General features: G+C 68.2%; 7 protein-coding genes and 1 riboswitch. Of the genes, 5 read left to right on the plus strand and 2 right to left on the minus strand.

The features are described 5' to 3' along the window. Positions 1–38: 38 nt before the first annotated feature. Positions 39–1,712, minus strand: a complete 1,674-nt coding sequence (locus C7T96_RS02990) for an alpha/beta-hydrolase family protein (protein WP_348627220.1) — start codon at positions 1,710–1,712, stop codon at positions 39–41. A gap of 261 nt (positions 1,713–1,973) precedes the next feature. Beyond that, a riboswitch (glycine riboswitch) is annotated at positions 1,974–2,059 on the plus strand. A gap of 151 nt (positions 2,060–2,210) precedes the next feature. On the opposite strand from C7T96_RS02990, the gene gcvT reads away from it, so the two are divergent. From gcvT to parE, 4 genes are all read left to right on the plus strand, one after another. Next, positions 2,211–3,314 (plus strand): glycine cleavage system aminomethyltransferase GcvT, encoded by a 1,104-nt coding sequence (gene gcvT / locus C7T96_RS02995; RefSeq protein ID WP_106569654.1) that lies wholly within the window; start codon positions 2,211–2,213, stop codon positions 3,312–3,314. 4 nt (positions 3,315–3,318) lie between these two features. Next, positions 3,319–3,687 carry a glycine cleavage system protein GcvH gene (gene gcvH / locus C7T96_RS03000; protein WP_106569655.1) on the plus strand — a complete coding sequence of 123 codons (369 nt, stop codon included), beginning with the start codon at positions 3,319–3,321 and terminating at the stop codon, positions 3,685–3,687. Between the two features lie 9 nt (positions 3,688–3,696). Further along, on the plus strand, positions 3,697–6,504 hold the full coding sequence (gcvP, locus tag C7T96_RS03005) for an aminomethyl-transferring glycine dehydrogenase (RefSeq protein ID WP_106569656.1): 2,808 nt from the start codon (positions 3,697–3,699) through the stop codon (positions 6,502–6,504). A 242-nt stretch (positions 6,505–6,746) separates the two neighbouring features. Beyond that, the gene (gene parE / locus C7T96_RS03010; protein ID WP_106569657.1) at positions 6,747–8,792 is read left to right on the plus strand and encodes a DNA topoisomerase IV subunit B; all 2,046 of its coding nucleotides are present in this window, start codon (positions 6,747–6,749) and stop codon (positions 8,790–8,792) included. 120 nt (positions 8,793–8,912) lie between these two features. Here the strand turns inward: parE and C7T96_RS03015 are convergent, their stop codons facing one another. Next, complete coding sequence (locus C7T96_RS03015) at positions 8,913–9,791, minus strand: LysR family transcriptional regulator (protein WP_106569658.1); 879 nt, start codon at positions 9,789–9,791, stop codon at positions 8,913–8,915. A 100-nt stretch (positions 9,792–9,891) separates the two neighbouring features. On the opposite strand from C7T96_RS03015, the gene C7T96_RS03020 reads away from it, so the two are divergent. Further along, on the plus strand, positions 9,892–10,761 hold the full coding sequence (locus C7T96_RS03020; protein ID WP_158264292.1) for a DMT family transporter: 870 nt from the start codon (positions 9,892–9,894) through the stop codon (positions 10,759–10,761). Positions 10,762–10,797: the final 36 nt, after the last annotated feature.

A 10,797-nucleotide genomic window follows, 5' to 3' on the forward strand; every position in this document is an offset into this window, starting at 1 on the left:
TCCGGCCCGCCTTTTCGACGCCCCCGACGCCGGGCCGCTCAGTCGCGCCGCTCGGCCAGTTCCCGCTTAAGCCGCTCGAGGGCCGGCGCGTCCCAGCCCGGCGGCCTTGTCACCGCGACCCAGGGGTCCACGTGGTGCTCGGGCGCGTAAAGATGGCCGTAGCCGATCGGCGCGGTGGTGGCGGCGGCCATATCGAGCGCAAGCTGCAGCAGGGTCACGACCGGATACCATTGCAGCATCGGCGACACGTCGGGCCCGCGCGGCCCCACCATCCATGGCGGCCTGCGGAAAAGCGCCGAAAAGTCGAAGAACGTCACCGGGTCGCTGGCATATTGCAAATAGACGATGCGGATCGGACCCCAGGCGGCTCCGGGGATGTCGAGCGCGTCCTTCTGGCTGGTGAAGCGAATGACCGACCCGTCGCGGAACCGCGGCAGCCAGGCCGGCGAACCGGGCTCGCGCTCGGCCGTCGCCGCGCGCCAGGTGCGGCTTTGAAAGGGCGGGCCGCTCCACAAGATGCCCTGGAACGGATCGCCGACAATGTCGAACATGTCGAAGGACAGGTCCGAGTTCAGCGCGCCGAGGCTGAGGCCGTAGAGATAAAGCGCGGGACGCGCATCGCGCGGCATTTGCCGCCAATAGTCGTAGACCTTGCGAAACAGCGCCCGCGCCGCCTCCTTGCCGTAGCCCGGCTCGACCAGCAGCGACAGCCAGCTCGTCAGGTAGGAATATTGCAAGGCCACGGACGCGACGTCGCCGCGATGCAGGATTTCGAGCGTGTCCATGGCGGCTGGATCGATCCAGCCCGTGCCGGTCGGGGTGACGACCACCAGCGCCGAGCGCTCGAAAGCCCCCACGCGCCTGAGTTCGGCGAGCGCAAGGGCGGCGCGCTCTTCGATCGTGGCGGCCGAGTTCAACCCGACATAGACCCTGAGCGGGTCGATCGCCGCGCCGCCGGCCAATGCGGCGATGTCGGCGCGGGACGGCGCGGTGTCGACGAAACCACGTCCGGCGCGACCGAGATCGGACCAGCGCACCAGCGACGCCGCGCTGCCGGTGCGCCAAGCCTCGGGAGGTTTTTCGACGCCGCTTTCGAACGTGCGGTCGAGCTCGCGAAACGACGCGTCGACGGCGCGCAACCCGTAACGCAGCACCAGCCCCTCGGTGGCCGCCCAAAACAGGACCAGCGCGGCGACGGCCCCCGCCACATTGGCAACGCGCCGCGGCACGACGGGCTTCAACCGGCCGGCAACGGCCAGGAGCGCCAGCCGGAACAGCTTGCCGAGCAGGATGGTCACGGCCGCCGTGGCGAAGGCGATCATGCCGATGCGCAACGGCTGGGCGGTATCGAGCGGCTCCAACTCCATCAGCAGCCGGATCGAATTCTGCCAGCCGGCAGCGCGCCACAAAAACACCGCCACCACCGCGAGACAGACAAGCGCGGCAGCGCGCAGCACATATCGGGCCGGACGTCCCTCGAGCGTGCGGATCCCCAGATAGGACCACAACCAGGCGCAAAACACGCCGATGCCGTAGCCGGCGGCGAACGACACGCCCGACAGCGCGCCTTGCATGAACGCCGTGCGCGGCAACAGGGTCGGCGTCAACGACGCGGCGAAAAACAGCGTTCCCAGGAGGACGCCAACGACCGACATGGTTTCGCGGGCACCCAAAACGACCCCCCGCACGATGTCGACAAAGCGGTGTATCAACGTCTGTCCATTCCCCGTCACGTTCAGCCCGCCGGGCCGGATTTCCAAGCTGAAGACGCCACACCGATACCAAGCTTTGGGTGCCGTGTCGTCCCCGCCGTCTTAGCGTCGGCGCGGTCGAGACGGCCGGCCTTTGCCGGTGGCGGCATGGCGAGATGACGACGGCGCCCGCCTCCCCTGCTTTCCTGTTCAAGCCGTTTTTGGCCTCGTGACAAGGCGTAGGCACTAGGATATGGTCCGCCTCGTCTCGGGCCGAAAGCCCGGCCTGCTTGCGGGAGAGAGCCGTTTACGGCCGCCGAAGGGGAAATCGCCCGAAATCTCTCAGGCAAAAGAACCGCAGCAGGTCAAGACGCTCTGGAAAGTCGGGGGGTGATCCCCGCGCCGAAGGTGTAAGCGCCGCCGACAGGGTTCCGGCAGTGCGAGTCTCTCAGGCTTCCGACAGAGGGGCGCGATTCGTCCGTCACAAGACGGACGGCAACGCGTTTCTTTGGAGAAGCAATGACGACGACCGAAACGGCACAAAAGCTCCCCCTGCACGACATCCATGAACAGGCCGGCGCCCGGTTCGGCCCGTTCGCCGGCTGGTCGATGCCGATCACCTATCCGCTCGGGGTGATGAAGGAGCATCTTCACGTCCGCGAGAAGGCCGGACTGTTCGACATTTCGCACATGAAACTGTTCGTCGTGTCGGGACCGCAGGCGGCCGAGTTGATCGCGCGCGCCTGTCCGTTCGAGCCGGGCGGGCTGGCGCTCTCCCAGGCACGGCTGAGCTTTTTCCTGAACGACAAGGCCGGCATTCGCGACGATTTGATCGTCACCCGGCTCGGCGACACGCGCTTCACGATCGTGGCGAACGCCGGCAACGCGGCCGCCGACGAGGCGCATCTGCGCGCGCTGGCGGCGGATTTCGATGCCGAAATCGAGCCTCTGGAGCGGATCTTCCTGGCGCTGCAGGGACCGCAGGCCGAGGCCGCGCTCAACCGCGCCGGCGTGGCCACGGACGGGCTTTATTTCATGCACGGGCGCGAGCCCAAGCCGGACTGGTTCCTGTCGCGTTCGGGTTATACCGGCGAGGACGGATTCGAGATCGCGCTGCCGGAAGCGAACGCGCGCGCGCTGGTCGCGCGGCTTGCCGCCGACGACGACGTGGAGTGGATCGGGCTTGCCGCGCGCGACAGCCTGCGGCTGGAGGCGGGGCTGTGCCTGCACGGCCAGGACATTTCCACCGAAACGACCCCGGTCGAGGCGGCGCTGTTGTGGGCGATCCCCAAACCGGTGCGCGAGACCGGCGATTTCGTCGGGGCGCAGGCGCTGCGCGCGGCGATCGCGGCGGGGCCAACGCAAAAGCGCGTCGGGCTGAAGCCGGAAGGCCGCCAGCCGGTGCGCGCCGGCGCGACGCTCCTGGCCGAGGACGGCAGCGTCGCCGGACGCGTCACCTCGGGCGGATTCGGACCTTCCGCCGGCCATCCCGTCGCCATGGGCTACGTCACGGCCGACCTCGCGCGAGCCGGAACCCAGCTCACCGTGGAAGTGCGCGGCACGCGCATACCCGTTGCCGTGCACGCCCTTCCCTTCACGCCACATCGCTATCTCAAAGGATAATCAAATGACCAAAACCTATTTCACCGACGATCACGAATGGATCCGGGTCGAGGGCGACATCGCCACGGTCGGCATTACCGACTACGCCCAGGAGCAGTTGGGCGACCTGGTGTTCGTCGACCTGCCGGACGTCGGCGCGACGCTGGCCAAGGGCGACACCGCCGTGGTGGTCGAATCGGTCAAGGCGGCATCGGACGTCTACGCGCCCGCCGACGGCGAGGTGACCGGCGTCAACGACACGCTTTCGACCGAACCCGGCCTGATCAACACCGCCGCCAGCGGCGACGGCTGGCTGTGGAAGATGAAACTCGCCGATGCCGGCCAACTCGACGGCCTGATGGACGAAACCGCCTATAACGCGATGATCGGATAAGGATTCTCCATGCCTTCCACCGCCACAACCGCCACCTTCGCGCGGCGCCATATCGGCCTCGGTGCCGCCGACGAGCGCACCATGCTGAAGGCGCTCGGGCTGACCTCGCGCGAGACACTGATTGCCCAGGCGATCCCGAAATCGATCCGGCTCGAGCGCGAACTCGATCTGCCGCCGGCAGCCGACGAGGCCGCCGCGCTGGCCGAGCTGAAGGCGAAGATGGACAAGAACGTCGTCGCCAAGTCCTTCATCGGCCAAGGCTATCACGGCACTGTGGTGCCGGCGGTGATCCAGCGCAACCTGTTCGAGAACCCGGCCTGGTACACCGCCTACACGCCCTACCAATCCGAGATCAGCCAGGGGCGGCTGGAAATGCTGTTCCATTTCCAGACCCTGGTGACGGAACTGACCGGGCTGCCGGTGGCCTCGGCCTCGCTGCTCGACGAGGCAACGGCGGTCGCCGAGGCGGCCGGTATCGCGCTCAGGCATCATCGCGACAAGCGCCATCGCGTGGTACTGGCCGGCACGCCGCATCCCCAGGTGCGCGACGTGCTGGAGACGCGCATGGCGCCGCTCGGCGTCGAGATTGCCGATGGCGCGGTCGACGACCAGACCGCTGCGCTGATCGTGCCGTGGCCCGATACGTTCGGCGTCTATCGCGACCACAGCGAGGCGATCGCCGCCGCGAAGGCGGCCGGTGCGCTGGTGATCGCGGTCGCCGACCCGCTGGCGCTGGCGCTGACCCAGGCGCCCGCGGAGCTGGGCGCCGACATCGCCGCCGGCTCCATGCAGCGCTTCGGCGTGCCGATGGGCTATGGCGGGCCGCACGCGGCCTATCTCGCCGTCTCCGACGCGCTGACCCGGCTGATGCCGGGCCGGCTGGTCGGCCAGTCCAGCGACCGGCACGGCAGGCCGGGCTACCGGCTCGCCCTGCAGACGCGCGAGCAGCATATCCGCCGCGACAAGGCGACCTCCAATATCTGCACCGCGCAGGCGCTGCTGGCCAATATGGCGGCGGCCTATGCGATCTGGCACGGGCCGGACGGCCTGCGCGCCATCGCCGGCCAGGTGCACGGCCTGGCGACGCGGTTTGCCGCCGGCGTCGAAAAGGCCGGATACAAGATCGCCGGGCCGGTATTCTTCGATACGGTGACGGTCAGCGCGCCGGGCAAGGCGCGGGCGATCGTCGACACGGCGCGCGCCGACGGCCGGCTGTTGCGGGCGATCGACGACGACCATGTCGGCGTTAGCTTCGACGAGACGACGAGCGAAGACGACCTTGGCGTGCTTTGCGCCCTGTTCGGGGCCGAAGCGCCGCGCAAGGCTGCGCCCGCCCTGCCCGGCGAGCGCGCCCAGGACGGGTTCCTGACCCAGCCGGTGTTTCACGAAAACCGGTCCGAAACCGAAATGATGCGCTTTCTGCGCCGCCTCGCCGACAAGGACCTGGCGCTCGACCGGGCGATGATCCCGCTCGGCTCGTGCACGATGAAGCTCAACGCGGCGGCCGAGATGGCGCCGGTCAGCTGGGCGAGCGTCGGCGGGCTGCACCCGTTCGCGCCGGCAGAACACGCCGCGGGCTATCGGGCGATGGCCGACGACCTGGAGGCGTGGCTGGCCGAGATCACCGGTTTCGACGCGGTGTCGCTGCAGCCCAATGCCGGCAGCCAGGGCGAATATGCCGGCCTTTTGGCCATTCGCCGCTATCACCTGGACAATAGCGACGACCAGCGCGACGTGTGCCTGATCCCGACGTCGGCGCACGGCACCAATCCGGCCAGCGCGGTGATGGCGGGCATGCGGGTGGTGATGGTCAAGTGCACCGAGGCCGGCGATGTCGACGTCGACGATCTGACCGCCAAGGCCGAACAGCACGCCGAGCGGCTGGCGGCGGTGATGATCACCTATCCCTCCACGCACGGCGTGTTCGAGGAGGGCATTCGCGGCATCTGCGAGACCGTGCACGCGCATGGCGGCCAGGTCTATCTCGACGGCGCCAATCTCAACGCCATGGTCGGGCTCGCCCGGCTCGGCGACATTGGCGGCGACGTGTGCCACATGAACCTGCACAAGACCTTTTGCATTCCGCATGGCGGCGGCGGGCCGGGCGTGGGGCCGATCGGCGTCAAGGCGCATCTCAAGGCGTTCCTGCCGGGCCATGTCGCGCTCGGCAGCGACCACGCGGTGGCCGCCGCGCCGCTGGGCAGCGCGTCGATCCTGCCGATCACGTGGATGTATATCCGCATGATGGGCGCGCCGGGGCTCCGGCACGCGACCGAGGCCGCCATCCTGGCCGCCAACTATATCGCTGAACGGCTGAAGGCGCATTATCCGGTGCTTTACGCCGGCCGCAACGGACGGGTCGCGCACGAGTGCATCCTCGATACGCGGGTGCTCAAGGATACGGCCGGCGTGACGGTCGAGGACGTCGCCAAGCGGCTGATCGACTACGGTTTCCACGCGCCGACCATGTCCTGGCCGGTGGCCGGGACGCTGATGGTGGAGCCGACCGAGTCCGAACCGCTGTCGGAGGTCGACCGGTTCTGCGAGGCGATGATCGGCATTGCCCGGGAAGCGGACAAGGTCGCCACGGGCCAATGGCCGAAGGACGACAATCCGCTGGTCAACGCCCCGCACACAGCGGCCGAGGCAATGGGCGACGACTGGGCGCACCCCTATTCGCGGCGCGAGGCGGCGTTCCCGGCCGGCGAGCGCGACGGCGGTTTAAAATACTGGTCGCCGGTGTCGCGGGTCGACAATGTCGGCGGCGACCGCAATCTGGTGTGCGCCTGCCCGCCCGTCGAGGCGCTGGCAAGCTGACGCCCACCCGCCAAAACAGATCCCGCGCGCCAGGCGCGCGGGATCGGCCGGCGAGCGGACTCCGTTTTTTCGCGTCCCGCCTTCAAATCGCCGCGCCGCGCGCGCACCCGGTTCACGCTTCATCGGCTTGAGCGCCGCATCACGATCGGATATGCGGCGGAGCGCGCCTGCCCCGCATTATCACCGCGACCGCGTTCCGTGGCACACTCGGCAGTGATTCGCAGACTGGACCCAGATCGCCCATGGACGATAATAACGACCTTTTCGCCGCGCTCGACACGCCCGCATCGCCGCCCGCCGAGCGCGCGCCCTCGGCGCCGGCGCGCGCGGCCAAGCCGGCACCGGCGGCCAAAGACGGCAGCGAGGCCTACAGCGCCGCCGACATCGAGGTGCTGGAAGGGCTGGAGCCGGTACGCCGGCGGCCGGGCATGTATATTGGCGGCACCGACGAAAAGGCGCTGCATCACCTGTTCGCCGAGGTGATCGACAACTCCATGGACGAGGCGGTCGCCGGCCACGCGACCTTCATCGAGGTCGAGCTCGACGCGGACGGGTTTTTGACCATCACCGACAACGGACGCGGCATCCCCGTCGATCCGCACCCGAAATTCAAGTCGAAATCGGCATTGGAAGTGATCATGACGACGCTGCATGCCGGCGGCAAATTCGATTCCAAGGTCTACGAGACTTCGGGCGGCCTGCACGGCGTCGGCATCTCGGTGGTCAACGCGCTGTCGGATTCGCTCGAGGTGGAGGTGGCGCGCGGGCGCCAGCTCTACCGGCAGCGCTTCTCGCGCGGGCTGGCGCTGGGACCGCTGGAAAAGCTCGGCGAGGTTCACAACCGGCGCGGCACGCGCGTACGGTTCCACCCCGACGCCGAGATTTTCGGCAAGAGCGTGCATTTCGAGCCGGCACGGTTGTGCCGGATGGCGCGCTCGAAGGCCTATCTGTTCGGCGGCGTGGAAATCCGCTGGTCGTGCGCGCCCGAATTGATCACCGGCAAGGACGAGACGCCAGAAAAGGCGGTGTTCCACTTTCCCGGCGGCTTGCGCGACTATCTGACCGCCTCGCTGGGCGACGAATTCCAGGTCACGCGCGAAGTCTTCGCCGGCAAGAGCGAACGCCAGGGCGGCCACGGCTCGGTCGAATGGGCGGTGACCTGGTATGGCGGCGACGGTTTCGTCAATTCCTACTGCAACACCATCCCCACGGCCGAGGGCGGCACGCACGAGGCCGGTTTTCGCGGCGCGCTGATGCGCGGCCTGCGCGCCCATGCCGAACTGGTGGGCAACAAGCGCGCCTCGATCGTCACCGCCGAGGACGTGATGGTGTCGGCGGCCGGCATGTTGTCGGTGTTCATCCGCGAGCCGGAATTCGTCGGCCAGACCAAGGACCGGCTGGCGACGCTGGAGGCGCAGAAGATCGTTGACGCGGCGGTGCGCGACGCCTTCGACCACTGGCTCGCCGACAACCCCCAGGAAGCCACGAAGCTGCTCGACTGGGTGATCGCGCGCGCCGACGAACGCGTGCGCCGGCGCCAGGAAAAAGAAGTCAGCCGCAAATCGGCGGTGCGCAAGCTGCGCCTGCCGGGCAAGCTTGCCGACTGCACCCAGAACGCGGCGGCGGGCGCGGAAATCTTCATCGTGGAGGGCGATTCGGCCGGCGGCTCGGCCAAGCAGGCCCGCGACCGCAAATTGCAGGCGGTGCTGCCGCTGCGCGGCAAGATCCTCAACGTGGCCAGCGCCGGCCACGAGAAGCTGAGCGCCAACCAGCAGATATCGGACCTGATCCAGGCGCTCGGCTGCGGCACCCGCTCGAAATATCGCGAGGAGGATCTGCGCTACGACCGGGTCATCATCATGACCGACGCCGATGTCGACGGCGCGCATATCGCCTCGCTTTTGATCACCTTCTTCTACCAGGAGATGCCGGAGCTGATCCGCGGCGGCCATCTCTACATGGCCGTGCCGCCGCTCTACCGCATCAGCCAGGGCGGCAAGGTCGCCTATGCGCGCGACGACGCGCACAAGGACGAATTGCTGGCCAACGAGTTCACCGGGCGCGGCAAGGTGGAGATCAGCCGCTTCAAGGGCCTTGGCGAGATGATGGCGGCGCAGCTCAAGGAAACCACCATGCAGCCCGGCAAGCGCACGCTGTTGCGCGTGGAGGTGCTGGACGACGCCACGGCGACCACCGACACGATCAAGGCGCTGATGGGCACCAAGCCGGAAAGCCGCTTCCGCTTCATCCAGGACCGGGCGGAATTCGCGCACGACCTCGACATCTGAGACCAGGCCGCCGCCGCGCCGCGCGATGCTGCCGTCTTGAATCAAGGTCGCATGCGATCCCCTTGTTTCGACAGATAAAACAGGCGCCGGAGCATAAGCCGCGCCGACCCCGGGGCTTCGTCACGCCGCGCGGCGGGCTTCCTCGCGCAGCCAGTCGGCAAGCTGGCGCGCCAGCCGCGACGCTCGCCCGGCGCTGAGCAGGCGCAATTCACCGGTCGCCACCGCCGGCGCGTCGGGCAGATGGACGAGCGAGCCGGCCGCGATCTCCTTGGCGGTCATGAACGATGTCGCCAGCACCATGCCGAGCCCGGCAGTTGCGGCGTGGATGGCGGCATCGTCGGTGTCGAAGACATGGCTGAATTTGAGGGCGTCGAAGCCGAGGCCGGCCTGTTCGGCCCACAGCCGCCAGTCCCAGTCGCCGGCGGTGGCCGACAGGGCCGGCACACGGCCGATATCGCCGCGCCGCACGTAGCGGCTGCGCTCCAGCAAGGCCGGCGCCAGCATCGGCCGGCAGACATCCTTGAACAGAAGCGCGCCGGGGCCGTCCTCGCCACGGCGCAGATAGCTGATGGCGATATCCGCCCGGCCGCCGAGTTCGACCCGGGCGTAATGGGTCGTCTCCAGCCGGATACGGGCCTCGGCCGCGCCCGCCTTGAACCGTTCGAGCGCCGGTATCAGCCAGCGCACGGCAAGCGATACCGAGGCGCGGATGACGACCGCGTCACGGTCGCGGTAGAGCGCGCCCGCGGCCCGCTCGATCATCGCCAGCGCCGGCGTGACGTCGCGCTGGAACTGGCGGCCGGCATCGGTGAGCGCGATCGAATTGTTGCGCCGACGGAAAAGGCTTACGCCGATCCGCTCCTCCAATGCGCGAATCTGATGGCTGACGGCCCCGGGCGTCACCCCCAGTTCCTCGGCTGCCGCCAGCATGCCGCCCAGACGCGCGGCGCATTCGAACACGCGCACAGCGTTGAGAGAGAGTTTCGGCGTTTCCTGCATCAAAAAATCTCTTTCAGAGAAAAATCTTCTCGTTTTATCCGAAGCATGAAGGGTGAAAGAAAATAAGGCAAATCCATCCTCAGCCCGCCGGAGAAGCCGCGTGTGCACCAGAAATTTCGAGGCCGTCCTGTGGACGGCGGCCGGCACCGCCCTGTTCACCCTGGTATTCGCGTCGGGCAAGTTTGCCGGCGACAGCGCCAGCGCACCGCAAATCCTGTGGTTGCGTTATGTCGGCGGGCTGGCGACGCTCGGCGCGGTGGTGGCGGCCACCCGACAGCCGCCGCAACGCCTAGTCAGCCGGCGGCCGCGATCCCATCTGCTGCGCGCCACGCTCGGCGCCAGCGGCGGCATGGCCGCGATCCAGGCGGCGGCCGGCATGCCGATCGTCGACGCAACGGCGATCGGGCTTTTGCAGGTGGTTTTCGCCATCGGCCTGGGCGTGTGGCTGCTGGGGGAGCGGATCGGGTCGCGGCAATGGAGCGGCATCGTGCTGTGCACGGCCGGAGCGGCGACCATCGTCGCCTCCAAGGGTGCGTTTCGAGACCTCGATGCCGCCTATGTGCTGCCGGCCGCGATCGCGGCCGCCGGCGCCCTGCTGGTGGCGGGCGAAACGATCATGATCAAAACCTTGAGCGTGCGCGAGCCGGCCCTGACCGTGCTTTTATACGTCAACGCGTTCGGCATCGCGATCCTGGCCGCCCCGGCCTGGCTGGCCTGGCGACCGCTCGGCCTTACCGGGTTGTGGCCGTTTGTGATGCTCGGTCCGATCGCGATCACGGCCCAGTTCTGCATCATCCGCGGCTACCGGCTGGCCGATGTCGCGCTGCTCGGGCCGGTCGACTATAGCTGGCTGGTGTTTGCCGGCATTTTGGGACTTGTCTTTTTCGGCGAGGTGCCGGGCCCGGCCTCCTATGCCGGCGCGGCGCTGATCTTGGCCGGCGGCCTTGTTTTGGCGCGCGTGAGACGTTGACCCGCCCCTCGGGCGCCGCAATGTTCGTCCAGGAAG

Origin of the sequence: Nitratireductor sp. StC3, from assembly GCF_003015025.1 — a bacterium.
Lineage (GTDB): Bacteria > Pseudomonadota > Alphaproteobacteria > Rhizobiales > Rhizobiaceae > Mangrovimarina > Mangrovimarina alexandrii.

Bases quoted from the DNA above. Each gene is read 5' to 3' on its own strand.
- C7T96_RS03015 (WP_106569658.1), bottom strand. From the start codon at position 9,791: ATGCAGGAAACGCCGAAACTCTCTCTCAACGCTGTGCGCGTGTTCGAA.
- gcvP (WP_106569656.1), top strand. From the start codon at position 3,697: ATGCCTTCCACCGCCACAACCGCCACCTTCGCGCGGCGCCATATCGGC.
- gcvH (WP_106569655.1), top strand. From the start codon at position 3,319: ATGACCAAAACCTATTTCACCGACGATCACGAATGGATCCGGGTCGAG.
- gcvT (WP_106569654.1), top strand. From the start codon at position 2,211: ATGACGACGACCGAAACGGCACAAAAGCTCCCCCTGCACGACATCCAT.
- parE (WP_106569657.1), top strand. From the start codon at position 6,747: ATGGACGATAATAACGACCTTTTCGCCGCGCTCGACACGCCCGCATCG.